Raw genomic sequence first — 25,828 nt, 5'->3', positions numbered from 1 at the left:
GCGGCAGGTGAGTCCAATGCAGGCGTCGCAGATGCGGACATGGCCTGCCGTCGGTGGGTCACAGCGGGCGCTTGCCGGTATCGCCAGCGACTTCCCGTACCAGCCTCGGCACCAGGTACCCGGACAGCCGGGCGGCCAGTGCCGCATGCAGCGTCTTTGCCCGCGCGTCGTCGACCTCGAAATGCGCCGCGCCGGCCACCCGGTCCAGCTGGTGCAGGTAGTAGGGCAGCACGCCCGCCGCGAAGCCGCGCTCGCTGAGGTCCGCCAACGCCTCGACATCGTCATTCACGCCACGCAGCAGAACCGCCTGGTTCAGCAAGTGCACACCGGCGCCGCGCAGGCGCCCGAGCGCCGCGTCGACGCTGTCGTCGAACTCGTTGGCATGGTTGGCATGGATGACCAGGGTCACTGGCCACGGCAGGCCGGCCAGCCAGGCCAGCAGGCCATCGTCGATGCGTTCGGGCAGCACCACCGGCAGGCGGCTGTGGATGCGCAGGCGGCGCAGGTGGGGAATCTCCGCCAGCGCGTCGGTGAGCTCGGCCAGCTTGGCGTTCGACAGCGACAACGGGTCGCCGCCGGACAGCAGTACTTCTTCCACGCCCGTGTCGGCGCGGATCAGCGCCACGGCTTCCCGCCATCCTTCGCGTGCCGCGGTCTCGTCCGAATAGGGAAAGTGGCGGCGGAAGCAGTACCGGCAATTGATCGCACAACTGCCGGTCGCCACGAGCAGCGCCCTGCCGCGGTACTTCTGGATCACGCCGGTTCCCGTCCTGGCCGCGCCATCGCCCACGGCATCCAGGCCATAGCCGGTGGCCGGACGCATTTCGTCGTCCAGCGGCAGCACCTGGCGCAGCAGCGGGTCGTGCGGATCGCCATGGCGCATGCGGGCCACGAAACCGCGCGGCACGCGCAGCGGGAACTGCGCGGCCGCCTCGTCCGAGACGCGGCCGGCCAGCGCGTCCAACCCCAGCGACGACAGCAGCTCGCGCGGGTCGCGCACGGCATCGCGCCAGGCCCGTTGCCAGCGGGGTGCGGGCCTCGGGACGGGCTGTCGGGGTTCGGGGGCTGCGGTTATCATGTCGGGCCAGAAAACAAGCACCCGCCGGGTCCGGCGGGTCTCCCATTCTATCCGGCCGGCCGCCCTGCGCGGCGGGTACGCCTTACCCCAGGAGCACATGCATGGCCAGTTATGGCATGAACGACGTCAAGAACGGGATGAAGATCCTGATCAACAACGAACCGGCGATCATCAACGACACGGAATACGTCAAGCCGGGCAAGGGCCAGGCGTTCACCCGCGTGAAGTACCGCCTGATCAAGAGCGGCCGCGTGCAGGAAATCACCATGAAGAGCACCGACTCGGTGGAAGCGGCCGACGTGGTGGATACCGACATGCAGTACCTGTACTCCGACGGCGAGTACTGGCACTTCATGCAGCAGGAAACCTTCGAGCAGGTGCAGGCCGACAAGGCCGGCATGGGCGGCGCCGAAAAGTGGCTGAAGGGTGAGGAAGACTGCGTGGTGACCCTGTGGAACGGCAACCCGATCCAGGTGACCCCGCCGAATTTCGTCGAACTGCAGATCACCGAGACCGACCCGGGCGTGAAGGGTGATACCGCCGGTACGGGCGGCAAGCCGGCCACGCTGGAAACCGGTGCCGTCGTGCGCGTGCCGCTGTTCGTCGGACAGGAAGAGATCATCAAGGTCGATACCCGTACCGGTGAATACGTCAGCCGCGTGAAGTGATGGAACAGCTGGCGCTTTACCTGGGTGTCTGGGCCGTCGGCGTGCTGATCGCCGCGCTGGGCGTGATGCTCTGCTGGAATGTGACCCTGCCGCGGCTGTTCCCCAGCGTGCCGCGGCTGAACTACGGGCGCGCGTTGGCGTTGATGCTGCTGTGCTGGCTGCTGTTCGGCGCCGGCGCCATCGGCTTGACCTACACGCTGGGATTCTGAGCCGAGGCCCCATGAGCGACCGCACCCCCGAAGCCTGCGACCTGTTGATCGAAGCCGGCTTCGTGGTGCCGGTCGTCCCGCACGGGGTCGTGCTGGAAGACCACGCGGTCGCCGTCACCGCCGGCCGCATCGTCGCGATCCTCCCGCTCGCCGAAGCGCGCACCCGCTTCGCGCCGCGCGAGACGGTAGCGCGACCTGATGCCGCGTTGATCCCGGGCATGGTCAATGCGCACACCCACAACCCGATGACGCTGTTGCGCGGCGTCGCCGACGACCTGCCGCTGAAGGTCTGGCTGCAGCAGCACATCTGGCCCATCGAGGGTGCAGTGATCGGCCCGGATTTCGTTGCCGACGGCATCACCCTGGCGATCGCCGAGATGCTCCGCGGCGGCACGACCTGCGTCAACGAGAACTACTTCTTCCCCGATGTCCAGGCCGCGACGTACAAGCGCCATGGCTTCCGTGCCCGCGTCGGCTTGCCGGTGATCGATTTCCCCACGGCATGGGCGGCATCCGACGACGAGTACTTCGAGAAGGCCGGCGAAGTGCACGACCAGTGGCGGGACGATGCGCTGATCGCGACCGCGTTCGCCCCGCATGCGCCGTACACCGTGAACGACGCCAACTTCGAGCGCGTGCGGATGCTGTCCGACCAGCTCGACGTGCCCGTGCACCTGCACCTGCACGAGACCGCACAAGAAGTGGAGCAGTCGCTGGAGAAGCACGGACAGCGCCCGATCGCGCGGCTGGACCGGCTGGGGCTGGTCAACGATCGTCTGATCGCCATCCACATGACCCAGCTCACCGAGGCGGAGATCCACCTCTGTGCCGAGCGTGGCGTCAGTGTCGTGCACTGCCCGGAATCCAATCTCAAGCTCGCCTCCGGTTTCTGTCCGGCCTGCGCCCTGGAGCGTGCAGGTGTGACCTTGGCGGTCGGCACCGACGGCTGTGCGAGCAACAACGATCTGGACATGTTCAGTGAGACCCGCACGGCAGCGCTGCTGGCCAAGGCGGTGGCGCAGGATGCCGCGGCACTGGACGCGTTCAGTGCATTGCGCGCGGCCACGCTGGGCGGCGCGAAGGCGATCGGCTTCGACGACCGCATCGGCTCGATCGAACCGGGCAAGGAGGCCGACCTGGTCTGCGTGGATCTGTCCGCGCTGGAGACGCAGCCGCTGCACCACGTGGTGTCGCAGCTGATCTATGCCACCGGCCGCCAGCAGGTCAGCGATGTGTGGATCGCCGGCAAGGCGAAGCTGCGGCAGCGCGTGCTGGTCGAGATGGACATCGACGGCGTCATCGCCAATGCGCGCCAGTGGCGCGAACGGATTGCGGGTATCCGGCTGTCTTGACAGCGTCATCCCAGCGAACGCTGAGATCCATGTGGACGTTGTGTTTGCTGTTCCCGATGCTGCTCCAAGCAAGAGCGAGCTGGGTCCCGGCGTTCGCTCTGACGACGGAATTGGCGCCTCGCGGGGTCAGCCCGCTCTACAATGGCGGCATGACAACCACGACTTCGCCCCTCGACGACAATTTCAGCCAGGCCGAACTCGACAAGTTCGGCGCGCTGGCCAACCGCTGGTGGGACCCCGATGGTCCGCAGAAGGCGCTGCACGCGCTGAACCCGGTCCGCCTGCAGTACGTGCGTGACCGTGCGCGCCTGCCGGGCGCCACCGCACTGGATGTCGGCTGTGGCGGGGGATTGCTGAGCGAAGCGCTGGCGCGCGAGGGCGCGCATGTCACCGCGATCGACCTGGCACCCGAGCTGGTGAAGGTGGGGCGCCTGCACAAGCTGGAATCGGGCGTGCAGGTGGACTATCAGCTGCGTTCCGTCGAATCGCTGGCCGAAGAGCGTCCCGGCAGTTTCGACGTGATCACCTGCATGGAAATGCTGGAGCACGTGCCGGATCCGGCTTCCATCATCCGCGCCTGCCACACGCTGCTGAAGCCCGGCGGACACCTGTTCCTGTCCACGCTGAACCGCACGCCGGCCGCCTTCGCACTGGCGATCGTCGGCGCCGAGTACATCGCACGGCTGCTGCCGAAGGGCACGCATCACTACAAGGAATTCATCCGCCCGGCAGAATTGGCACGCTGGTTGCGCGATGCGGGCTTCCAGCTGCTGGACGTCACCGGCCTGGCCTATGAACCATGGCGGCAGCGTGCACGGCTGACCTCGCGCACCGACGTGAACTACCTCGCCAGTGCGGTGAAGCCGTGACGGCGCGGGGATTCCCGCGCGCCGCGCTGTTCGACCTGGACGGCACGCTGCTGGACAGCGCGCCGGACATGCTGGCCACCGCGAACCGGATGCGCGCATCGCGCGGTGTCGATGCGATGACACTGGATACCCTGCGGCCGCACGTATCCAAGGGTGCGCGCGCGATGTTGGCCGCTGCCTTCCCCGCCATGGAGGAGGGTCCGCGCGAGGCGCTGGTGCCTGAATTCCTGGCGATCTACCAGGAAGAGCTCGGTCGCCACAGTCTCCTCTTCGATGGTGTCGCCGACATGCTTGGAGCGCTGGAGCAGGCCGGCAGCGTGTGGGGCATCGTGACCAACAAACCCGAATACCTGGCCCGCGACATCCTGCCGCAACTGGGCTGGGAGACGCGGTGTGCCGTGCTGATCGGAGGCGACACGCTGGCGGAAAAGAAGCCGCATCCCCTGCCTTTGCAGGTAGCCGCCGAGCGCATCGGCATCGCGATCGCCGACTGCGTTTACGTGGGCGACGACGAGCGCGACATCCAGGCCTCGCGCGCGGCGGGCATGCCGTCGATTGCGGCGCTGTGGGGCTATCGCCAGGCGCACGAGGTGCCGGCGGCGTGGGGGGCGGATGTGATGCTGGAACAGCCGGCGGACCTCCTCAAGCCGGCCGCATGGCCCTTCTTCCATCGCCTGGTGGGAGCGACGTAAGTCGCGAGCGGCCGATGATGGCGTTCATCCGGGCGCGGTTGCCTGGCCTTTCCCTGCAACTTCATCGCGACTGACGTCGCTCCCACACCGTATCCGCGATGTCCGACTCCGCCGCCCTCGACAGCTTTCTTGAAAAATGGCGCACGCGTTGGCCCGAGTGGTCGGTGGGCGAGATCTTCGTGGCGCCCGCCCGCCGCGAGACGGCGGTGGCGTGGTTCGCGCTGCTGCAGGAATTCGACGATGCACTCAATGTCAGCGGCGATCCGCTGCCAGCAGACGCGAAGCTCGCATGGTGGGGCGAAGAACTGCGCGGCTGGAGCGGACAACGTTCGCGCCATCCGCTGGGGCGCAGGCTGGAGCCTGTGCGGACCGCATGGTCTTCATTGGCCGATGCCTTGCCCGCGCTGGCGGCGGCACGTGGAGCGCAGGCTGGGAGCGAAGAGGCATTCGCGGCGCTGGCAGGCTACGGCGCAGCCGTGGCGGCGGTGGAAGCCGACGTGCTGGGGCGTGCGCCGGACGTGCAAGCGGTCGTTGCGCAGGTGCTGGCTATGAGCCTGGCCGATGGCGGCGTCGCGGCCGTGCCGATGGCGTTCCGGCGGGAAGAAGACACCGCTGCCGTGCGAGGGTGGGCCGCGGACGTCCTGCGACGTTGGCAGGGCGGGCGGGCGGGTGCCCGCGAGCGCCGCGTTTTCGCTGCGTATGCGCGGGGCAGGTTGGAACGTCTGTCCCGACTGGGCGCGCCCGCCCCGTTGCCTTCGCGCCCCGTGCTCCTGCTCACCGGCTGGCGTGCGGCACGCGGCGATTGAAGGCATCGCATATCGTGGCGATAGACGCAGGAAACGGTCGTAACGGACTGTTTCATCTGGGGATTCAGGGCAGGGGGTACAATGCGCGGCATCCAGTCCCCCCCGTGCATGACGATGTCTTCCTCGCTTCCCCAGGCGCCCCGCGCCGACCTTCCCGATGTCGCTCACCAGCGCGTGCCCCTGGCCCGCCCGTTGGACTGGGTGGGCATGGAGAACATCGCATTGCCGGTCCGCATCGCGGACGGTCAGGGTGGACAGCTGCAGGTGGCCGCCAGCATCGACCTGTCGGTGAACCTGGCCAACGCGGATGCGCGCGGTATCCACATGTCGCGCCTCTACCTGCAACTGCAGGATGGACTGGCGCGTGAAGCGATCACGCCTGCGGGCCTGCGCCATCTGCTGCAGGACAGCGTGGCGTCGCAGGCCGGCCTGGCAACCAGCGCCCGCCTGAAGATCCGTTACGAAGCACTGCTGCAGCGGAAGGCGCTGGAAAGCGACTATGCCGGCTGGAAGCGCTATCCGGTCGAAATCGAAGCCACGCTGGCCGACGGCCATCTGGTGCTGGCGTTGTCGTTTGCCGTCGAGTATTCCAGCACCTGCCCGGCTTCGGCGGCGCTGTCGCGGCAGGCCAACGCGGAGCGTTTTGCGGGAGATTTCGCCGCTGCGCATCCGTTGTCGGTCAATGTGGTGCACGACTGGCTGGCCTCCGAGCGCGGCCTGGCCGCCACGCCGCACGCGCAGCGCAGCCGGGCCAGCATGCGGGTGGAATTGCGCCCGCAGTTCGACGAGCTGCCCCTTGTCGCCCTGATCGACGCCATCGAAGCCGCGCTCGGCACCCCGGTGCAGACCGCAGTCAAGCGCGTGGATGAGCAGGCCTTTGCACGCCTCAATGCCGAGAACCTCATGTTCTGCGAAGACGCCGCGCGTCGCGTGGCGTCGGTGCTGTCAGGTGACGCCCGCATTGCCCGTTACGATGCCACCGTTGCGCACTACGAGAGTCTGCACCCGCACGACGCGGTGGCCCGCGTGAGCGGCAGCAACGACTGAGGCCGCCAGTCGGCAAGGCCGGCGCCACTTCACATTTATGGCCTGATCCGCGCTAAGCTCGGTCGCTGACCGCTCGGCGGAATGGATATGGGGAATCCACGGCGCCTGGCCAGAGACTGGTTGCTCTGGTTCTGCCTGATCGGGTGGGCGATGCCCGCCACCGCGCAAACGCTTTCGCTGGCCCGGCTCGACGCCGATCCGCCGGCGCGCGATGTCGTGTCCGGCAAAGTGGATGCGCAGTTTGCCGCCGCCGCCCGCGATGGCGTGATCTTCGAATCCCAGACGTCGCCCCGTTGGTGGCGCGTCGTCAGCCCCGTGGACGTGGATGCAGGCCTGCAACCGCACCTGGTGGTGCGCGCGCCGTACCAGAATCGGATGGAACTCTGGACCAGTGAAGGCCCGCCGGTCGTGCGCGCTTTGTTCGGCGCAGACGCCGACCTCGCGTTCTCGGCGCGTGCGCTGGCGTTCCCGTTGCCGGAAGGTGTCCGGGCCGGCCAGCCCCTCTACCTGCGGGTGATCTCGGTGGGGGGCACGCCGATGCCGCTGTCGATCCAGCCCTTGCGTGATGTCCATCGACAGGACCTGGAACACGTGGCATGGCGGGCGATGGTGCTGGGTGCGATGTGCGTACTCTCGGTGCTGGCGTTGGGGTTCTGCATCGGGCTGGGGGAGCGCAGCTACGGATTCCTGGCGCTGACCCTGCTTTCGCAGGCATTGTTCCTCGCGCTTGCGGGCGGCGAACTGCGCAGCATCGAGGTCTTCGGCCATGCGTTGGGTGCGGACCCGCGGATGTCCCGTATAGCCGGCATGCTGTCGGTGATCGCCAGCAATACCTTCCTCGCCTTCTATCTGGATCTGGCGCATTGGAGCCCCGTTCTCGCGCGCGTGCTGCGCGCGTGCAACGTGCTGCTGGGCGGCCTGATGCTCACTTCCCTGGCGAGTACCAGCCTGCTGGTTCCCCGCGCGGGCAATCTCATATTGCTGGTGGCGACAGCCTGCGTACTGCTGGCTTGCGTCCGGGGTGCGTTGCGCAACGAGCGCCCGGCGTTCTTCCTGCTGCTGTCATGGCTCCCGATGATCTCGCTTACCGCCGCGCGCGTGGGCGAACTGCTCGGCTGGTGGGTGGGGCCCGCCTGGCTGATACATGCGTTCCCGCTCGGCTTCGCGCTGGCCGGTCTGGTACTGACGGTCGGCCTGGCCGACAAGATGCAGCAGTTGCGCCGCGACCGCGACCGCGCCAGTCGCATCGCCGCCGTCGACATGCTGACGGGCGTGCTGTCGCGCACCGCGATCATCGAGCAACTGCAGCGCGAAGTGGACCTCGCACACGTGCGTGGCACGCCGCTGTCGGTGGTGTTCTTCGATATCGACCACTTCAAGCGGATCAACGACGAGCACGGCCACCCGGTGGGCGACCAGAGCCTGCGGCTCGTGGCCACCCGTACCCGCGGGAAGCTGCGCAAGCATGATTTCCTCGGGCGCTACGGCGGCGATGAAATGCTGGTGATCCTGCCCGGCACCGCACTTGATGACGCGCTGACCGTGGCCGAACACCTGCGCGAAGCAGTGAACAACCGGCCGTTGACCATCGACGGTCGCGTGATCGATACCAGCCTCAGCCTGGGCGTGGCGCAGTTGGGCGTTGGCGAAACCTTTGAACGCCTGCTGGAGCGCGTGGACACGGCGCTGTACTCCAGCAAGTCCGCAGGCCGTGATCGCGTGACAGGCGACCTTTCCCCGCAACCCGGAGATGCTTGAGTGAACCAGGAAGCCGCCGCCGTACGTTTTCCCGTGGAGCAACTGCAGATCGGCGATCTGCTGCTGATGCTGGGCAAGAGCCAGCTGTCCAAGCTGATCGCGTGGTTCGGGGACAGTCCGTACAGCCATGTGTCGCTGGTATCGGACAACGGCCTGCTGATCGAGGGCATCCGTCCGGCAGTCCAGGAAAGTCCATTGGCCGCCCGGCTGTCGCCCGGGGGACCGGTGGTCTTCGTCGACGCCTATCGGTCCTTGGCCGCCGACGGCACGCCGTTGGGCGTGGATGATCGCGCGACGGTGCTCCGCCACGCGCGCTCGTTGATTGGCACGACGTTCGCGCAGGACGACCTGGTGACGATCGGTTTGCTGGTTGCGCTGCGGGGCAAGCCGCGGCACCTGCCGGTCTGGTTGCGCTGGCTCATCCGGGAGGCCACCGAGCATGCGATCCGCGCCGATTCCGGCAGGATGTTGTGCAGCGAGTTCGCGTATCGGGCCTTTGCCGACTGTGATGCGCTGCCGGCGGGCCGCCTCGCACGCCCCATCGTGCCTGGCGAGCCCAGCGACCTGCCGTTCCCCGATGTCGACTATGGAAAACTGCAGGAAGAAGTACGGGAAATGCTCAAGCCCAAGCACAAGACGCTGGAGCAGAATGCAGTTGGCGCCGAGACTGTCGTCGGGGCGTTGCCGGTCTGGGATACGGTCGATGCATTGGAACTGGACGATCCGGCGTTGGATGCATCCATCGCCGCCCTGCGTTCGCAACTGGGCTTGACGCATGCCGGAGCGGATACGTTCAAGGCGTCTGACGCGCTGCTTGAGGCCGCCTGGCCCGATGTCGGCCGGCCGAATCCCAAGCTGGTCCGCCCGCGTGATCTGGCGGACGGTCCCGCCAGTCGTTTCCTCGGTCGACTCTAGCCGCCTCGCGCGAGGACGAGCCGGGGATCGATGCGGATGTCGAACCGCGCCCCCTGAAACAGAGGGCGACCGCCGGTCGTGGCGCGTCGCAACGCGCCCGGGTGGTGAACGTTGGCGTCTACTTTCCGCGTTCGAGGACGAGCAGGGGATCGATGCGGATGTCGAACCGCGCCCCCTGAAACAGAAGGCGACCGCCGGTCGTGACGCGTCGCAACGCGCCCGGGTGGTGAACGTTGGCGTCTACTTTCCGCGTTCGAGGACGAGCAGGGGATCGATGCGGATGTCGAACCGCGCCCCCTGAAACAGAGGGCGACCGCCGGTCGTGGCGCGTCGCAACGCGCCCGGGTGGTGAACGTTGGCGTTTACTTTCCGCGTTCGAGGACGAGCAGGGGATCGATGCGGATGTCGAACCGCGCCTCCTGAAACAGAGGGCGACCGCCGGTCGTGACGCGTCGCAACGCGCCCGGGTGGTGAACGTTGGCGTCTACTTTCCGCGCTCGAGGACGAGCAGGGGATCGATGCGGATGTCGAACCAGTTCATCCCCCAATGCAGATGCGGCCCCGTCGCGCGCCCGGTCGCACCGACGGCACCGATCACCTGGCCCGGTTCCACACGATCCCCCACCTTTACGTCGATGCGCGACAGATGCAGGAAGTTGGAGCTGATGCCATGGCCATGGTCCAGCAACAGCGTGCCGCCGGTCAGGTAGAGGTCGGGGGCGGCGAAGGTCACCACGCCACCGGCGGGCGCCTTCACGGGCGTGCCGTTGGGGGCGGCGATATCCATGCCGGAGTGCCCCGCGCCGGGTTGGCCGTTGTAGACGCGGGCATTGCCGAAACGACCGCTGATGCGGCCCTGCACCGGCCACTGGAAGGGCAGGGCGAAGTCGGCGCGCTCGTCGTCGCGTGCGCGCGCCGCGGTGACCAGTGCCTGTTCGCGCTGGATGCGTGCGGCGATCTCCGGCGGGGGATTGACCGTCTTGGGCGGCACGCCGTTGACGTTCTCCACCGGCCAGTCACGCCGGGTCACGGTGATGTCGACCGATTCGCTGCGGCCGGAGGGCGTGGTGACCGAGACCTGCAGCGGGCCGGTTTCATCGCGGCCCACGCCAAGCACCACGGTGCCATAGCCCGTCGTGCGCAGCAGACGGTCGCGATACCGCACCTGGCTGCCCGGCGGAACTTTGCCGAACACCAGGGAACCCTGCGACACGCTGGCCGGGAACACCACACGCTCTTCCTGCGACACGGGAGCGGCGGGCGCTGCATCCTGCGCTGCGACCAGGGGAATCCAGCCGGCGCAGACAGCGGCGAGCAGCGCCGCGACCGCCAGCTTCAACGCGCGAACTCGAGGCGCTGGCCTACGGGTGTGCCCACCAGGTGTTCGCCGTTCCAGACCATGCGGCCATTGACCCACGTGGCGCCGACGCGGGAACGGAACGTGCGGCCTTCGAACGGCGACCAGCCGACCTTGGACAATACGTCCTCACGCTTCACGGTGAACGGCTCGTCATCGATCAGCACGAGGTCGGCGAAGTAACCCTCGCGCAGATAGCCGCGCTCCTTGACGTCGAACAATTGCGCGGGCGCATGCGCGAACTTCTGCACCACGCGGGTCACGTCCATGCGGCCTTCATGCACCAGTTCCAATGCGGCGACCAGCGCGTATTGCACCAGCGGCAGACCGGACGGTGCCTGCGCGTACGGCTTTTCCTTTTCTTCCAGCGTGTGAGGCGCGTGGTCGGTGGCCAGCACGTCGATGACATCGTCCACCAGCGCCTTGATCAGCGCCTCGCGGTCGCTGGCGTCCTTGATGGCGGGATTGCACTTGATCAGGTTGCCCAGCGCCGCATAGTCGGCGCGGTCGAAGCGCAGGAAATGGATGCAGGTTTCGGCGGTGATGCGCTTGCGCGCGCCGTCCGCATGCACCAGCGGGCCGGGCGTGAACAACGCCAGTTCGTCGGCGGTGGAGATGTGCAGCACGTGCAGGCGGGTGCCGTGCTTGCGTGCCAGCGACATCGCCAGGCGGGTCGACTTGATGCAGGCCTCGCGGCTGCGGATGTCCGGATGGTGCTCGGCCGACAGGGCATCGCCGTACCTGGCCTGGAACGCGGCCAGGTTGGCGTCGATGGTCGGCGTGTCCTCGCAGTGGGTGATGATCGGCGTGGGCGCCTCGCGGAAGATCGCGTCCAGTGTGTCCGGGTTGTCGACCAGCATGTTGCCCGTGGAGGCGCCCATGAACACCTTGATGCCGGGCGCGGTCTTCGGGTCCAGGGTGCGGATCGCGTCCAGATTGTCGTTGCTGGCACCCATGTAGAAGCCGTAATTGCCCCAGGCGCGGCCCTTGGCGCGCTGGTACTTGTCCTCCAGCGCCGCGGCGTCCAGCGTCGGCGGGCTGGTGTTGGGCATGTCCATGAACGTGGTCAGGCCTCCCGCCACGGCCGCTGCCGATTCGGTGGCCATGTCGCCCTTGTGCGGCATGCCGGGTTCGCGGAAATGCACCTGGTCGTCGATCATCCCCGGCAACAGCCAGCGGCCGGCGGCATCGATGACGGTATCGCCGCCCCGGGGCACGATCTCGGCGGCGATGCGGGCGATGCGGCCATTCTCGAAGCGCAGGTCACCCTCGGTGACGCGGCCTTCGTTGACCAGGCGGGCGTTGACGATGACGGTGGCGGGCATCAGTGGTTTCCTGTGCAGGAGTGGGGGAGGTCGGCGCCGTCCCGGGCAGGGACCGGGTCATAGCCACCGGGGTGGAGGGGGTGGCAGCGGCCGATCCGGCGCACCGCCAGCCAGCCGCCCTTCAGCGGACCGAAGCGACCGATGGCCTCCATGGCGTACTCCGAACAGGAGGGCACGAAGCGGCAGCGAGGCCCCAGCAGCGGACTGATGAAGCGCTTGTAGCCCTTCAGCAGCAGGATGAGCAGGCGGGCGAGCATGGCCCGATGATACCGCGTCGGGTTGCCGCTGCCTCCCGGGTAGGCTATAAAAGCGCGCTTTCCCGATGCTCGGGAAGAACAAGGAAGCGCTGTTCGTGGCTGCAAAGAAACCTGCGAAGAAGGCCGCCAAGGCCGCCAAGAAACCCGCTCAGACCGTCGCCAAGAAGCCTGTCGTGAAGAAGGCTGTCGCCAAGAAACCGGCCCCCAAGCCGGTGGCCAAGAAGGCGGCGCCGAAGCCTGCTGCCAAGAAGCCAGTCGCCAAGAAAGTGGCGCCGGCGAAGAAACCGGCCGCCAAGCCGGTGGCCAAGAAGGCGGCACCGGTCAAGAAAGCGGTTGCCAAGGCAACCAAGCCCGCAGTTGCCAGGAAGCCTGCGCCTGCACCGGTCACCAAGGCGCCCGTCGCCAAGGCGGCTCCAGTGAAGGCGCCGGCCAAGGCCGCGAAGCCCGCTCCCAAACCCGCACCGAAGCCCGCACCGAAGCCGGCTCCGGCAAAGTCCGCCCCCACCGCGGCTGCGACCAAGACTCCCGTGCCGGTTCCCGCCCCCAAGGCGGCTGCCCCGGCCCCGGCGCCCGCCGCCAAGGTTCCGTCCCCCCCGAAGCCTGTGCCAGTCCCGAAACCGACTACCAAGAACGCCAAAGCCTCTACCTCCGTCGAAGCCCCCGTGAGTCCCCGTCCCGCCGCCACCCGTCCCGTGGGCAAGGTTGCGGTGGCCGTGGCTGCCCGGCCTGCGGCGCCGGTCGTGCGCGGCAAGGTGAAAGAAGTGCCCTACAAGACCGATGAAGCCACCGGTCGCCCGATCGTGCCGACCGGCTACAAGCCCTCGCCTGACGAGGAGTACATGAGCACGCTGCAGTTGGAGTACTTCCGCCAACGTCTTCTGCAGTGGCGTGCCGACCTGGTCGAGGAATCCAAGCAGACCATCGAGAACCTCAAGGATGAAGTCCGCGACATCGGCGATGAGGCCGAGCGCGCGACCCGCGAGACCGAAAACTCGCTGGAACTGCGTACCCGTGACCGCTACCGCAAGCTGATCGGCAAGATCGACAGCACGCTCAAGCGGCTCGAGGGTGGCGACTACGGCTACTGCGTCGATACCGGCGAAGAAATCGGCCTGGATCGCCTGGAAGCTCGTCTGACCGCCGAGCGCACCATCGATGCCCAGGAACGCTGGGAACACATGCAGAAGCAGCAGGGCGACTGAGCCCGGCTTCGTCCGCATACTGAAAACCCCGCTTCGGCGGGGTTTTTTGTGGTCGGCAGAAACGCTGCCGGCTACTGCAGGTCGCGCAGGTCCAGCCGCCGCAGCCTCGGCGCCTTCCACGCGGTGAACCCGGCGACGGACAGGATCGCGAAACCGCCCACGATCACGGCAGGCACCAGCCCCAGCACTCTTGCCATCGTGCCGGCGTAGAACGCGCCCAGTTCATTCGACGAACTGACGAAGATGCCATTGATCGACGACACCCGCCCGCGCATCTCGTCCGGTGTGGACAGTTGCAGGATGGTCGAGCGGACCACCACGGAAACGCCGTCGCACATGCCGTAGAACAGCAGGATCCCCGCCGACAGCCAGAAGCTGCGCGACAGGCCGAAGGCGATGACGCTCAGGCCGAAGCCGGCCACCGCGAACAGCAGCACCCGCCCCGCGTGCTTCTGCAGCGGATGGCGCGCCAGCCACAGGCCGACACAGACCGAGCCCGCCGCCGGCATCGCGCGCAGGATGCCCAGGCCCTCGGGTCCGTAGTGGAGGATGTCGTGGATGAAAGCCGGCAGCATGGCCACCACGCCACCCAGCAGCACTGAAAACATGTCCAGCGCCATGGCCCCCAGCATGATCTGGTTGCCCAGTACGAAGCGCCCGCCCTGCGCGATGCTGGCGAACACGGGCAGGCTGACCGCCGGCGGCCCCGGTTCTTCCACGCGTAACCGCGCGAGCACGGTGGCCGCCATCAGCGCGAACACCACCGCCATCGCATACGACAGCGTCTTGCCACCAAAACCGACCAGCAGCCCGCCCAGCGCGGGGCCGGTGACCAGCGCGGCCTGGAAGATCACGCTGCCCAAACCTGCGGCACGCACGAAGTCCTCGCGCGGCAGCACTTTGGCGAACAGGGCGTTGTAGACCGGACTGAGGAACGAACGCGCCATGCCGGTCAGCGCGATGGCCGCGTAGATGGGCCACGTCCCCTGGAAGGGCAGCCAACCCGCAGAGACTGCCACCAGGATCACCGCCGTGGTCGCCAGTGCGCCGCAGGCGACCATGCCGATCCGTCGTCGTGGCAGGTGGTCGACCAGATAACCGGCGAACGGCGCCACGCAGAAGAACGGCAGGACTTCCGCCAGCCCGACCAGGCCCAGCGAGAATGGATCGCGGGTCAGTTCGTAGATATGCCAGCCGACCGTGACCGCAACGATCTGGTACGACAACAATGCGCAGATGCGGTAGGCCAGTACCGCGGAGTAGCCGCGGTTGCGCAGCAGCGAAAAGGCGGAGCGGGACCCGGCTTCGCTCACTTTGCGTTGGCGGCCGTCTCGCGGATGAAGGCCAGCAACGACGCCAGGCCGTTGCTGCGCGTGGGCGAGAGATGCTTGGCCAGGCCGATGTCGGCGATGTAATCGGGCGTGGCGGCCAGGATTTCGTCGGCCGACCGCCCCGAATACACGCGCAAGGCCAGGAAGATCAGTCCGGACACGATGGCCGAATCACTGACGGCATGGAAATCGAGCTTCGCCGCGTCGCCCTCGGGCACGATCCACACCATCGACTGGCAGCCGAGCAGGCGGTGTTCCTCCCGTTTCCACTCATCCGGGAACGCAGGCAGCTTGCGGCCCAGGTCGATCAGGTACTGGTAGCGTTCGGACCAGTCGCCGAAGAAAGCGAATTCGTCCTTGATGGCGGCTTGTGCCTCGGCGGCGGTGGGTTCGAGCGGGAAGATCGTGTTGGTCATGGAGATGGAGGAGCCTGGTTCAGAAGCCCCTCTCCCATCGGGAGAAGGGTTGGGGTGAGGGTGCGGCGGCGTCCGTCAGGTGCCGGCGTCCTGACTTCGCCGGACCCTCATCCGGCGCTTCGCGCCACCTTCTCCCGTCGGGAGAAGGGAACAGCAGTTCACGCCCGCTTCCAGCGCACGCCCTGCGGCGTGTCTTCCAGCAGGATGCCTTCGGCCGCCAGCTGGTCGCGGATGGCATCGGAGCGGGCGAAGTCGCGGGACTTCTTGGCGGCCGCGCGCTCGTCGATCAGCGCCTGGATGCGCGCATCGTCATCGGAGGATGTGCCGCGGGCGAACCATTCGGCGGGGTCCTGCTGGAGCAGGCCGAGCACGAAGCCGGCGCCGAGCAGCTCGCCTTTCAGGCGCTGCCGATCCTCTGGCGTCGTCGCCTTGCGGGCATCTGCGGCGATGCGGGCGACTTCGGCCAGCGCTTGCGGCGTGTTCAGATCATCGCTGAGCGCCTCCTCGATGACCTGCGGCGTGAGCGGCACGACTTTGATCTCGCCCAGGTCGCGCAGCGTGCCGTACAGCCGGTCCAGCGTGTTCTTCGACTGCTCCACGAGTGCGTCCGACCAGTCCAGCGGTTGCCGGTAGTGCGCGGAAAGCAGCGCGTAACGCAGCGCTTCCGGCGGATGCTGCTGCAACAGGTCGTGCACCTTCTCGATGTTGCCCAGCGACTTGCTCATCTTGGCGCCGCCGAAGTTGAGCATGCCGTTGTGCAGCCAGAAACGCGCGAACGTCTTGTGCGAACCGTCGGCGTGCTTGTGCGCGCACTCGCTCTGGGCCACTTCGTTCTCGTGGTGCGGGAACTGCAGGTCCACCCCCCCCGCATGGATGTCGATGGTCTCGCCCAAGTGGGCGGCAGCCATCGCCGAGCACTCGATATGCCAGCCGGGGCGACCGATACCCCACGGTGATTCCCAGCCCGGCAGATCCGGGGTGGACGGTTTCCACAGCACGAAATCACCGGGGTCGCGCTTGTACGGCGCCACTTCCACGCGCGCGCCAGCCAGCATCTCTTCCGGATCGCGCCGCGAGAGCTTGCCGTACTCCGGGAAGCTGCCGACCGAGAACAGCACGTGGCCTTCCGCAGCGTAGGCATGACCACCCGCGATCAGCTGTTCGATCATCGCGATGATGTGCGGGATGTGCGCCGTGGCAGCCGGCTCGATGTCCGGGCTGAATTCACCCGTCACGCCCAGGCCCGCCATGTCCTGGCGGTAGGCATCGGCGTAGCGGTCGGTAATGGCCGAGATCGCCACGCCGAGTTCCTTCGCCGCCGCATTGATCTTGTCGTCCACGTCGGTGATGTTGCGCGCGTAGCGCAGCGCGCCATAGCGCCGGCGCAGCAGCGCGGCCAGCACACCGAACACGACCGGCCCGCGGGCGTTGCCGATATGGACGTAGTTGTAGACGGTGGGCCCGCACACGTACATCGTGGGGACGGGGCCGAGAGGTTCGAATTCCTCGACCCGGCGGGTGAGGTTGTTGTGCAGGCGCAGGGTCATGGAAGCGGGGCAGGGGAGAGCAGGTCGATTCTACCTTCTGTGCCGGGATGGGGGGTCGGTGAGGCTGCTTGGCGCCGATGTTCAGCCCCACTCAAGGCGCGGTCCCTAAACTGTGACACCGGGATACCACTTTCAGGCCACATGCACCGCCTCCGCTCCGCCCTTTTCCTGTCCTGCCTGCTGTTCGCCATGTCCGCCATGGCGCAGGAGCGGGTAATCCCGGCGGAGAACGTTCGCCTGGACTATGCGCAGGTATTGAGCGTGGAGCCGGTGTACCAGACCCTGCGGGCCAGCCGCACCGAGCAGCGGTGTGACGAAGTGCCGGCGCCGAAGCCCGAGCAACCGGTCGAGGAAGACAGTCGCTGGTCCAGGGTGGTCAGCTCCGTGCGCGGGTGGTTCGGCGGTGACGAGGCCGCGGAGCCGCCGGTGGCGCCGCCGGTCCCGACGGTGAAGGTCAACTGCCGCATGGTGCCCGTCGAGCGCGAGTTCCAGCGGCCCATCGCCTACGATGTGGACTACATCTACAAGGGCGTGAAGTACCGTTCGCGTCTGGCCGAGGATCCTGGCAATCGCCTGCGCATCCGCGTTTCCGTGGCGCCTTACACGTCACCGCTGCAGTCATCGGCCAGCACGCCCTGATCCTGCGCCCGCCGAAAGAAGTCTTGCGCCGCGCCGCAGCACATGCGAGCATTCGCGCCCATGAAGATGAACGCACACGCCCATGCTGACAGCGCGGCCCGCCAGGCCTCGAGCATGACGTCGCGTGCGCGTCGACCGGAATCCTGCATCTAGCTGGGTCCCCCGGACGTTTTCGCCTGTTCACCGGAACCCAGCCAGAGGCTGGGTTTTTTCGTTTCTGAAACCCGTTTTGCCACATTCCCGAAACCAGGATGCCGTAATGAAGCACTTCTTGAACACGCAGGACTGGAGTCGCACCGAGCTGGACGCACTGCTGACGCAGGCCGCGCTGTACAAGCAGCACAAGCTGGGCGACGCGCTGAAGGGCAAGTCGATCGCGCTGGTGTTCTTCAATCCGTCCATGCGTACCCGCACCAGCTTCGAGCTGGGCGCGTTCCAGCTGGGCGGCCATGCCGTGGTGCTGCAGCCGGGCAAGGACGCATGGCCCATCGAGTTCAACCTGGGCACGGTGATGGACGGCGACACCGAGGAACACATCGCCGAGGTGGCCAAGGTGCTGGGCCGCTACGTCGACCTGATCGGCGTGCGCGCCTTCCCGAAGTTCGTCGACTGGGCCTACGACCGCGAGGACATCGTGCTGAAGTCCTTCGCCAAGTATTCGCCGGTGCCGGTGATCAACATGGAGACGATCACCCATCCCTGCCAGGAGCTGGCCCATGCGCTGGCGCTGCAGGAACACTTCGGCACCTCCGACCTGCGCGGCAAGAAGTACGTGCTCACCTGGACCTACCACCCCAAGCCGCTGAACACCGCGGTGGCCAACTCGGCGCTGACCATCGCCACGCGCCTGGGCATGGACGTGACCCTGCTGTGCCCGACGCCGGACTACGTGCTGGACGAGCGCTACATGGGCTGGGCCGAGCAGAACGTGGCCGAAAGCGGCGGCTCGCTGACCGTCAGCCACGATATCGACAGCGCCTATGCAAGCGCCGATGTCGTCTACGCCAAGAGCTGGGGCGCGTTGCCGTTCTTCGGCAAATGGGAGCCCGAGAAGCCGATCCGCGACCAGTACAAGCACTTCATGGTGGACGAGCGGAAGATGGCGCTGACCAACAACGGCGTCTTCAGTCACTGCCTGCCGTTGCGCCGCAACGTGAAAGCCACCGACGGCGTGATGGACTCGCCGCAGTGCATCGCCATCAATGAGGCCGAAAACCGCCTGCACGTGCAGAAGGCCATCATGGCCGCGTTGATCAAATAGGGCCGGCCTCGGTCCGCCGCTTCGACACGACACACCCACCCGGTGGGCCAAGGCCCACCCTACGAGACTTCAAGATGACGACCCCCCACGAATCCAAAGACATCGTCCTCGCCTTTTCCGGCGGCCTCGACACCAGCTTCTGCGTGCCCTACCTGAAGGAGCGCGGCTGGAACGTGCACACCGTGTTCGCCGACACCGGCGGCGTGGATGCCGAAGAGCGCGCCTACATCGAACAGCGCGCCGCCGACCTGGGCGTGGCCAGCCACGTCACCGTCGATGGCGGCCCGGCGATCTGGGACGGCTTCGTCAAGCCGTTCGTGTGGGCGGGCGAGGGCTACCAGGGCCAGTACCCGCTGCTGGTGTCCGATCGCTATCTCATCGTCGACGCCGCGCTGAAGCGCGCTGCCGAGTTGGGCACGAACGCGATCGCGCACGGCTGCACCGGCATGGGCAACGACCAGGTGCGCTTCGACCTCGCGGTGAAGGCCAGCGGCGACTACCGCATCGTGGCGCCGATCCGCGAGATCCAGAAGGAACACACCCAGACCCGCGCCTACGAACAGGCCTATCTGGAAGAGCGCGGCTTCGGCGTGCGCGCCAAGCAGAAGAGCTACACCATCAACGAGAACCTGCTGGGCCTGACCATGTCCGGTGGCGAGATCGATAAGTGGGATGCCCCCGGTGAGGGTGCCCGCGGCTGGTGCGCGCCGCGCGCCGAGTGGCCGGTGGAACCGTTGCGTGTCACGGTCGGCTTCAAGAACGGTGAAGCGGTCAGCCTCGACGGGCAGGCCATCGGCGGCGCCGCATTGCTGGCGAAGTTGAACGCGCTGTTCGCGCCGTATGGCGTGGGCCGTGGCGTGTACACCGGCGACACCGTGATCGGGCTGAAGGGCCGCATCGTGTTCGAAGCCCCGGGCCTGATCTCGTTGCTGGCCGCGCACCGCGCGCTGGAAGAGACCGTGCTGACCAAGCAGCAGAACCGCTTCAAGCCCGAGATCGCGCGCAAGTGGGTGGAACTGGTGTACGAAGGCTTCTACCACGACCCGTTGAAGGCCGACCTGGAAGCGTTCCTGCAGTCCTCGCAGGCCACCGTCAACGGCGAGGTCGTGCTGGAAACCCGCGGTGGTCGTGTGGACGCGGTGGCGGTGAAGTCCCCGCACATCCTCAACGCCAAGGGCGCGACCTATGCGCAGTCGGCGGACTGGGGCGTCGAGGAGGCCGAAGGCTTCATCAAGCTGTTCGGTATGAGCTCGACCCTGTGGGCCGAGATCAACCGCTGACCGGAACGTGTCGATGAGCGCCATGCGCGTCAGCACGGACAAGGCGGAACTGGACCTGCCGTTGATCCATCGTTTCCTTTCGACCCAGGCTTACTGGAGCCAGGGCATCCCGGAGGAAACGGTGGCGCGCGCTGTCGCAGGCTCGCTGTGCTTCGGCGGTCACGTCGAAGGCGTCGGGCAGGTGGCGTTCGCGCGGGTCGTTTCCGACTTCGCGACATTCGCCTACCTGGCCGACGTATTCGTGCTGCCGGAACATCGTGGTCGCGGCTACAGCAAGCAGCTGGTCGCCGAGATCATGGCGCACCCGCACCTGCAAGGGCTGCGCCGGTTCATGCTGGCGACCTCCGACGCGCACGGTCTGTACGCGCCGTACGGCTTCGTGGCGCCGGCCAAGCCGCAGACGCTGATGGAAGTGTTGCACCCGGATATCTACGCCGAGACGAAAACCGCATGACTTTGCTTGCAACCACGCTCAAGCACCTGGAAGCGCTGGTATCGTTCGATACCCGCAATCCGCCGCGCGACATCGGCACGGACGGCATCTTCGACTACCTGCGCGCGCAGCTGCAGGACTTCCGCATCGAGGTGACCGATCACGGCGCTGGCGCGGTGTCGTTCTTCGCCGTGCGCGGACAGCCGAAGCGCGTGTTCAACGTGCACCTGGACACGGTGCCGTCCTCGCCCGCGTGGAGTGCGAGCCCGCACGTGCTGCGCATCGAGGGCGATCGCGCGATTGGCCTGGGCGCCTGCGACATCAAGGGTGCTGCCGCGTCACTGGTCGCTGCCGCGCAGGTGACAAAAGGCGACGCCGCGTTCCTGTTCACGACGGACGAGGAAGCGAACGACGCGCGCTGCATCGCCGCCTTCCTCGCGCGCGACCATGGCTTCGGCGAGGCGATCATCGCGGAGCCGACGCGCTGCGAGGCCGTGCTGGCGCATCGTGGTATCAGTGCCGTCCGCATGGCATTCAAGGGCCAGGCCGGGCATGCGTCCGCAGAGAACGCGCTTTCGCTCAGCGCCCTGCACAACGCCATGCGCTGGGGTACCACGGCACTGGATTTCGTGCAGGACCAGCACCACCTGCGTTTCGGCGGGCTGACCGGCCTGCGCTTCAACATCGGCCGGGTCGAAGGCGGCATCAAGGCCAACATGATCGCGCCCAGTGCGGAGGTGCGCTTCGGCTTCCGCCCGCTGCCGTCGCAGGACATGGACGAATTGCATGCGACCTTCCGCAGCTTCGCCAATGCCGATGCGCTGGCCGAATACGAAGAGACCTTCCGTGGTCCGTCGTTGCCGTCCGGCGATGTCGCCCGTGCAGAGGAACGTCGCCTGGCTGCACGGGATCTTGCCGATGAACTCGGCCTGCCGATCGGCAACGCAGTCGACTTCTGGACGGAGGCGTCGCTGTTTTCCGCCGCCGGTCTGACCGCCTTCGTCTATGGCCCCGGCGATATCGCCCAGGCGCATACGGCGGATGAGTGGGTCTCGCTGGAGCAGTTGCAGCGGTATGCCGACAGCATCGCCAGGATCCTCCAGTAACGCGTAGGGCGGCCCCAGGCCCGCCATAGATCGTCAACGACGGTGGGCCAAGGCCCACCCTACGAAAGCAAGAGACATGGAATCCAACAAGCAAACCCGCCAGACCATCATCCGCCTGCTGTCCAGCATGGCCAGCGCGAAGGAGATCTCGCAGTACGTCAAGCGCTTCTCGCAGCTGGATGCCAAGCGCTTTGCCGTGGTCAAGGTCGGCGGTGCGGTGCTGCGCGATGATCTCGAAGCGCTGACATCGTCGCTCACGTTCCTGCAGGAAGTCGGGCTGACGCCCATCGTCGTGCACGGCGCCGGCCCGCAGCTGGACGAGGAGATGAACGCTGCCGGCATCACGAAGCAGACTGTCAACGGTCTGCGCGTCACCACGCCGGAGGTGCTCGCCATCGTGCGCAAGGTGTTCCTGCAGCAGAACCTGGCCCTGGTCGAGGCGCTGCAGCAGGTCGGCGCGCGCGCCACGTCGATTGTCTCCGGCGTGTTCGAGGCCGAGTACAAGGACCAGGCCACCTACGGCCTGGTCGGCGACGTCACCCGCATCAACCAGGCGCCCATCGAGGCCAGCCTGAAGGCCGGCTCCATTCCGGTGATCGCCAGCATGGGCGAGACCATGGGCGGGCAGATCCTCAACATCAATGCCGACTTCGCCGCCAACGAGCTGGTGCAGGTGTTGCAGCCGTACAAGATCATCTTCCTCACCGGAACCGGTGGCCTGCTGGATGCGGAGGGCCGGGTGATCGATTCGATCAACCTGTCCACCGAGTACGACGAGCTGATGGCGCAGCCGTGGATCAACGGCGGCATGCGGGTGAAGATCGAACAGATCAAGGATCTGCTGGACCGTCTGCCGCTGACCTCGTCGGTGTCGATCACCAAGCCGGCGGAACTGGCCAAGGAGCTGTTCACCCACAAGGGCTCAGGCACGCTGGTTCGCCGTGGCGAGCGCGTGCTGCGCTTCGAAGGCTCCTGGGACGGCGTGGACCTGCCACGCCTGCGCACGCTGATCGAATCCAGCTTCGGCCGCACCCTGCTGGCCGACTATTTCGAACGCACCACGCCATACCGCGTGTATGTCAGCGAGAACTATCGCACTGCCCTGATCCTGACGCAGGAGGAGGGCTTCGCCTACCTGGACAAGTTCGCCGTGCTCGATGACGCGCAGGGCGAGGGGCTGGGCCGGGCTGTCTGGCACGTGATGCGCGAAGAGAATCCGCAGCTGTTCTGGCGTTCGCGCCACAACAATGCGGTCAACATCTTCTATTACGCCGAGTCCGATGGCTGCTACAAGCAGGAGAAGTGGAAGGTGTTCTGGTACGGCATCGAGGATTTCGGCGACATCGAGCGTTGTGTGGTCCATTGCCGCACGCGACTGCCGACGCTGAAGGATTGACATGGCGAACGCCTCTCTTCCCGCCGCGTGGCAGCAGGTCCCCGTCCTGATGGGGCGCCATGCGCGTCTTGAGCCGATGTCGCGTGATCACGTCGATGGCCTGCGTGCTGCATTGTCGGGCGATGCCCTGGCCGCGCTGTGGTTCACGCAGGTGCCCAAGGCGGCGGACGCGGCGGCCTACGTCGACACGGTGCTGGCGGCGCAGGCCGACGGCCGCGTGCTGCCCTTCGTGGTGCGGGATGCGGGCGGGCGCGTCGTCGGCAGCACGCGCTTCTACGGGTTGGAAGCCGACGTTCCCAAGCTCAGCATCGGCTACACCTGGTATACGCCGGAAGTGCAGCGGACCGGCGTCAATACTGAAGCCAAGCTGCTGCTGCTCACGCACGCATTCGAGACGTTGGGCTGCATCAGCGTGGTGTTCGAGACCAGCTGGTTCAACCACCGTTCGCGCGCCGCGATCGCCCGGCTGGGCGCGAAGCAGGACGGCGTGCTCCGCAACCACAAGCGCCACACCGACGGCTCGCCGCGCGACACTGTCGTCTTCTCGATCATCGATGGCGAATGGCCGGCGGTGAAACGCAACCTGCTGGCCAAGCTGGCCCGGCACGAACAGGATTCCCCATGAGTACCCCCAAGACCGTCGGCATCGTCGGCGCCCGCGGCCACACCGGCGCCGAGTTGATCCGCCTGATTGCGCGCCATCCGCACCTCGAACTGGTGTTCGTGTCCTCGCGCGAGCTCGACGGGCAGAAGGTCAGCGACCATATCGAAGGGTTCACCGGCGAGTTGCGCTACGAGAGCCTGAGCCATGAGCAGGTCGGCGCGAAGGGTGCCGACGCCGTGATCCTGGCGCTGCCCAACGGCAAGGCGGCCGAACTGGTCGCGGCCATCGATGCGCAGGCGCCCGACACCGTCGTGGTCGACCTGTCGGCGGATTTCCGCTTCGACGAGCGCTGGTACTACGGCCTGCCGGAACTGACCCGGCAGAAGTACGCCGGCCAGAAGCGCATCAGCAATCCCGGCTGCTACGCCACCGCCATGCAGCTGGCGATCGCGCCGCTGCGGGACCGGCTGGCCGGACCGCCGCAGTGCTTCGGCGTGTCCGGTTACTCCGGCGCGGGCACCACGCCATCGGACAAGAACAACACCGACCTGCTTCGCGACAACCTGATGCCGTACGCACTCACCGACCACATGCACGAACGCGAGGTCAGCCGCCAGCTCGGCGTGCCGGTCGAGTTCATGCCGCACGTGGCGCCGCATTTCCGCGGCATCACCATGACGGTCAACCTGTGGCTGCAGCAAGCGGCGAAGGTGGAAGACATTCGCGCGCTCTATCGCGAACGCTATGCACACGAACCGCTGATCCATGTCCTGGACGACGCGCCGTGGGTCAGCCGCATTGCCGGCAAGCATGGCGTGGAGATCGGTGGATTCACCCTGGCACCCGGCGGCAAGCGCCTGGTCGTGGTGGCGACGCTCGACAACCTGCTCAAGGGTGCGGCAACGCAGGCGATGCAGAACCTCAACCTCGCGTTCGGGTTCGGAGAATTGGAAAGCATTCCGCAGGAGACGATGGCATGAGCGAGCTGTTGTGGCAGAAGCCCGGCGTGGCGGTGGATGCCGAGATCCAGCGCTTCCTGGCCGGCGACGACGTGGTGCTGGATCGCGAGTTCTTCCTGCACGACATCCAGGCGAGCACTGCGCATGCGGAAGGCCTGCAGCGCATCGGCATCCTCTCGGGCGACGAACTGGCGGGGCTGAAGCGCGAACTCGCGGTGCTGGCGGATGACTTCCGCGCCGGACGCTTCGTGCTGGACGAGCGTTTCGAGGATGGTCACTCCGCCATCGAGGCGAGGCTGACGGAGCGCCTGGGGGATGCCGGCCGCAAGATCCATACCGGCCGCAGCCGCAACGACCAGATCCTGGTGGCCACGCGGCTGTGGCTGAAGGAGAAGCTGGCCCGCGTGGCGGTGCTGTCGCGCGAGATCGCCAAGGTGGCGCTGGACCGCGCGCAGGTCGAGCGCGACCTGCCGATCCCGGGCTACACGCACATCCAGCGTGCCGTCGTCTCCTCGGCCGGCATGTGGTGGGCGGGATGGGCGGAAGCCTTCATCGACAACACGACGCGCGCGCGCGACACGTTGAAGCTGGTCGACGCCAATCCGCTCGGCACCGCCGCAGGATATGGCGTCAACCTGAAACTGGACCGCGAGCACACCACGGCCGCCCTGGGTTTCGCGCGTATGCAGATCAGCCCCATCTATGCGCAGCTTTCGCGCGGAAAGTTCGAGATGGCGGCACTGGAGGCGCTGGGTGCGGCGACGCTCGACCTGCGCCGCATCGCCTGGGACCTGTCGCTGTTCACCAGCGCCGAGTTCGGTTTCGTCGCGCTGCCGGCGCAGTACACGACGGGCAGTTCGATCATGCCGAACAAGCGCAACCCCGATGTCATCGAGCTGATGCGCGCCACGCATGCCAGCGTCGCGGCGGCACGCACGGAGATCGAGCAGCTCCTGTCCTTGCCCTCGGGCTACCACCGCGACCTGCAGGCCAGCAAGGGCGCGATCTTCCACGGCTTCGGACGCGGCCTGCCGGCGCTGGAGCTGTTGCCGGCACTGCTGGCCAACCTGGAATGGCGCGAGGACCGGCTGCGTGCCGCGATCGACTCCGGCATGTACGCCACCGACGTGGCGGTCGAGGCGGCGGTCGCGGGCGTTCCATTCCGCGATGCCTACAAGGCCGCTGCTGCATCGGCGGACAGTGCAGGGCAGGGGCGTACGCCTGAGGGCAGCCTTGCCGCGCGTGTGTCGCCGGGCGCGGGCGCGGACCTGCGTCTTGGCGAACTGCTCGCGCGCTGGAACGCGCTGTGACGCGCTACCTC

Annotated in this window: 26 protein-coding genes; 19 read left to right on the top strand and 7 right to left on the bottom strand. The window is 67.1% G+C overall.

Features of this window, described 5'->3' with window-relative positions:
- Nucleotides 1-58: 58 nt before the first annotated feature.
- Complete coding sequence (gene epmB, locus ACIPRS_RS01605; protein WP_446537292.1) at nucleotides 59-1,078, bottom strand: EF-P beta-lysylation protein EpmB; 1,020 nt, start codon at nucleotides 1,076-1,078, stop codon at nucleotides 59-61.
- Nucleotides 1,079-1,179: 101 nt separating this feature from the next.
- Between epmB and efp the strand changes: the two genes are divergently transcribed.
- The 9 genes from efp to ACIPRS_RS01560 all read left to right on the top strand — a co-directional run bounded on the left by efp (nucleotide 1,180) and on the right by ACIPRS_RS01560 (nucleotide 9,394).
- Nucleotides 1,180-1,746, top strand: coding sequence for an elongation factor P (gene efp, locus ACIPRS_RS01600; protein ID WP_192200898.1), 567 nt, complete (start codon nucleotides 1,180-1,182; stop codon nucleotides 1,744-1,746).
- A complete protein-coding gene (locus ACIPRS_RS01595) occupies nucleotides 1,746-1,955 on the top strand; it encodes a hypothetical protein (RefSeq protein WP_142125174.1) in 210 nt (69 codons plus the stop codon). Before efp ends, ACIPRS_RS01595 begins: the two co-directional genes overlap by 1 nt.
- A gap of 11 nt (nucleotides 1,956-1,966) precedes the next feature.
- On the top strand, nucleotides 1,967-3,307 hold the full coding sequence (locus ACIPRS_RS01590; protein ID WP_446537291.1) for a TRZ/ATZ family hydrolase: 1,341 nt from the start codon (nucleotides 1,967-1,969) through the stop codon (nucleotides 3,305-3,307).
- A 149-nt stretch (nucleotides 3,308-3,456) separates the two neighbouring features.
- Nucleotides 3,457-4,176 (top strand): bifunctional 2-polyprenyl-6-hydroxyphenol methylase/3-demethylubiquinol 3-O-methyltransferase UbiG, encoded by a 720-nt coding sequence (ubiG, locus tag ACIPRS_RS01585; RefSeq protein ID WP_446537290.1) that lies wholly within the window; start codon nucleotides 3,457-3,459, stop codon nucleotides 4,174-4,176.
- The gene (locus tag ACIPRS_RS01580; protein WP_446537289.1) at nucleotides 4,107-4,868 is read left to right on the top strand and encodes a phosphoglycolate phosphatase; all 762 of its coding nucleotides are present in this window, start codon (nucleotides 4,107-4,109) and stop codon (nucleotides 4,866-4,868) included. Before ubiG ends, ACIPRS_RS01580 begins: the two co-directional genes overlap by 70 nt.
- Nucleotides 4,869-4,966: 98 nt before the next feature.
- Complete coding sequence (locus ACIPRS_RS01575; protein ID WP_446537288.1) at nucleotides 4,967-5,674, top strand: phytoene/squalene synthase family protein; 708 nt, start codon at nucleotides 4,967-4,969, stop codon at nucleotides 5,672-5,674.
- 114 nt (nucleotides 5,675-5,788) lie between these two features.
- Nucleotides 5,789-6,721 (top strand): GTP cyclohydrolase FolE2, encoded by a 933-nt coding sequence (folE2, locus tag ACIPRS_RS01570; protein WP_446537986.1) that lies wholly within the window; start codon nucleotides 5,789-5,791, stop codon nucleotides 6,719-6,721.
- Nucleotides 6,722-6,808: 87 nt separating this feature from the next.
- The gene (locus ACIPRS_RS01565) at nucleotides 6,809-8,479 is read left to right on the top strand and encodes a sensor domain-containing diguanylate cyclase (protein WP_446537287.1); all 1,671 of its coding nucleotides are present in this window, start codon (nucleotides 6,809-6,811) and stop codon (nucleotides 8,477-8,479) included.
- A complete protein-coding gene (locus ACIPRS_RS01560) occupies nucleotides 8,480-9,394 on the top strand; it encodes a hypothetical protein (RefSeq protein ID WP_446537286.1) in 915 nt (304 codons plus the stop codon).
- A gap of 484 nt (nucleotides 9,395-9,878) precedes the next feature.
- On the opposite strand, the gene ACIPRS_RS01555 is transcribed toward ACIPRS_RS01560, so the two are convergent.
- From ACIPRS_RS01555 to yidD, 3 genes are read right to left on the bottom strand one after another with little or no spacing between them, the layout of a single operon-like run.
- Complete coding sequence (locus ACIPRS_RS01555) at nucleotides 9,879-10,685, bottom strand: M23 family metallopeptidase (protein WP_446537985.1); 807 nt, start codon at nucleotides 10,683-10,685, stop codon at nucleotides 9,879-9,881.
- Nucleotides 10,686-10,729: 44 nt separating this feature from the next.
- Nucleotides 10,730-12,076, bottom strand: coding sequence for a dihydroorotase (locus ACIPRS_RS01550; protein ID WP_446537285.1), 1,347 nt, complete (start codon nucleotides 12,074-12,076; stop codon nucleotides 10,730-10,732).
- Nucleotides 12,076-12,333, bottom strand: coding sequence for a membrane protein insertion efficiency factor YidD (yidD, locus tag ACIPRS_RS01545; protein ID WP_192200907.1), 258 nt, complete (start codon nucleotides 12,331-12,333; stop codon nucleotides 12,076-12,078). Before yidD ends, ACIPRS_RS01550 begins: the two co-directional genes overlap by 1 nt.
- A gap of 95 nt (nucleotides 12,334-12,428) precedes the next feature.
- On the opposite strand from yidD, the gene dksA reads away from it, so the two are divergent.
- Complete coding sequence (gene dksA, locus ACIPRS_RS01540) at nucleotides 12,429-13,535, top strand: RNA polymerase-binding protein DksA (RefSeq protein WP_337730855.1); 1,107 nt, start codon at nucleotides 12,429-12,431, stop codon at nucleotides 13,533-13,535.
- Between the two features lie 71 nt (nucleotides 13,536-13,606).
- Here dksA and ACIPRS_RS01535 read toward each other — a convergent pair whose 3' ends face one another.
- The 3 genes from ACIPRS_RS01535 to cysS all read right to left on the bottom strand — a co-directional run bounded on the left by ACIPRS_RS01535 (nucleotide 13,607) and on the right by cysS (nucleotide 16,829).
- The gene (locus ACIPRS_RS01535; protein ID WP_337730033.1) at nucleotides 13,607-14,848 is read right to left on the bottom strand and encodes an MFS transporter; all 1,242 of its coding nucleotides are present in this window, start codon (nucleotides 14,846-14,848) and stop codon (nucleotides 13,607-13,609) included.
- Nucleotides 14,845-15,282 (bottom strand): SufE family protein, encoded by a 438-nt coding sequence (locus ACIPRS_RS01530; RefSeq protein ID WP_192200909.1) that lies wholly within the window; start codon nucleotides 15,280-15,282, stop codon nucleotides 14,845-14,847. Before ACIPRS_RS01530 ends, ACIPRS_RS01535 begins: the two co-directional genes overlap by 4 nt.
- A gap of 158 nt (nucleotides 15,283-15,440) precedes the next feature.
- On the bottom strand, nucleotides 15,441-16,829 hold the full coding sequence (cysS, locus tag ACIPRS_RS01525) for a cysteine--tRNA ligase (protein ID WP_446537284.1): 1,389 nt from the start codon (nucleotides 16,827-16,829) through the stop codon (nucleotides 15,441-15,443).
- Nucleotides 16,830-16,970: 141 nt separating this feature from the next.
- Between cysS and ACIPRS_RS01520 the strand changes: the two genes are divergently transcribed.
- The 9 genes from ACIPRS_RS01520 to argH all read left to right on the top strand — a co-directional run bounded on the left by ACIPRS_RS01520 (nucleotide 16,971) and on the right by argH (nucleotide 25,817).
- On the top strand, nucleotides 16,971-17,468 hold the full coding sequence (locus ACIPRS_RS01520; RefSeq protein ID WP_337730031.1) for a hypothetical protein: 498 nt from the start codon (nucleotides 16,971-16,973) through the stop codon (nucleotides 17,466-17,468).
- A 259-nt stretch (nucleotides 17,469-17,727) separates the two neighbouring features.
- Complete coding sequence (locus tag ACIPRS_RS01515) at nucleotides 17,728-18,729, top strand: N-acetylornithine carbamoyltransferase (RefSeq protein WP_446537283.1); 1,002 nt, start codon at nucleotides 17,728-17,730, stop codon at nucleotides 18,727-18,729.
- Nucleotides 18,730-18,803: 74 nt separating this feature from the next.
- A complete protein-coding gene (locus ACIPRS_RS01510; RefSeq protein ID WP_446537282.1) occupies nucleotides 18,804-20,009 on the top strand; it encodes an argininosuccinate synthase in 1,206 nt (401 codons plus the stop codon).
- Between the two features lie 13 nt (nucleotides 20,010-20,022).
- Nucleotides 20,023-20,463: a GNAT family N-acetyltransferase gene (locus ACIPRS_RS01505; protein WP_446537281.1), complete on the top strand. Its 441-nt coding sequence runs from the start codon at nucleotides 20,023-20,025 to the stop codon at nucleotides 20,461-20,463.
- Nucleotides 20,460-21,548 (top strand): acetylornithine deacetylase, encoded by a 1,089-nt coding sequence (locus ACIPRS_RS01500; protein ID WP_446537280.1) that lies wholly within the window; start codon nucleotides 20,460-20,462, stop codon nucleotides 21,546-21,548. Before ACIPRS_RS01505 ends, ACIPRS_RS01500 begins: the two co-directional genes overlap by 4 nt.
- Before the next feature lie 76 nt (nucleotides 21,549-21,624).
- Entirely contained in the window at nucleotides 21,625-22,944 is a 1,320-nt protein-coding gene (locus ACIPRS_RS01495; RefSeq protein WP_337730026.1) for an acetylglutamate kinase, read from the top strand.
- 1 nt (nucleotide 22,945) lies between these two features.
- Complete coding sequence (locus tag ACIPRS_RS01490; RefSeq protein ID WP_446537279.1) at nucleotides 22,946-23,569, top strand: GNAT family N-acetyltransferase; 624 nt, start codon at nucleotides 22,946-22,948, stop codon at nucleotides 23,567-23,569.
- Complete coding sequence (argC, locus tag ACIPRS_RS01485; RefSeq protein ID WP_337730024.1) at nucleotides 23,566-24,528, top strand: N-acetyl-gamma-glutamyl-phosphate reductase; 963 nt, start codon at nucleotides 23,566-23,568, stop codon at nucleotides 24,526-24,528. Before ACIPRS_RS01490 ends, argC begins: the two co-directional genes overlap by 4 nt.
- Complete coding sequence (argH, locus tag ACIPRS_RS01480; protein WP_337730023.1) at nucleotides 24,525-25,817, top strand: argininosuccinate lyase; 1,293 nt, start codon at nucleotides 24,525-24,527, stop codon at nucleotides 25,815-25,817. The genes argC and argH overlap by 4 nt, the downstream gene beginning before the upstream one ends.
- Nucleotides 25,818-25,828 lie beyond the last annotated feature (11 nt).

The sequence above is a fragment of the Pseudoxanthomonas sp. LARHCG66 genome (genome assembly GCF_052871755.1).
The sequence above is the reverse complement of the archived record's forward strand: the minus strand, read 5'-3'. Positions and strand labels throughout refer to the sequence as shown.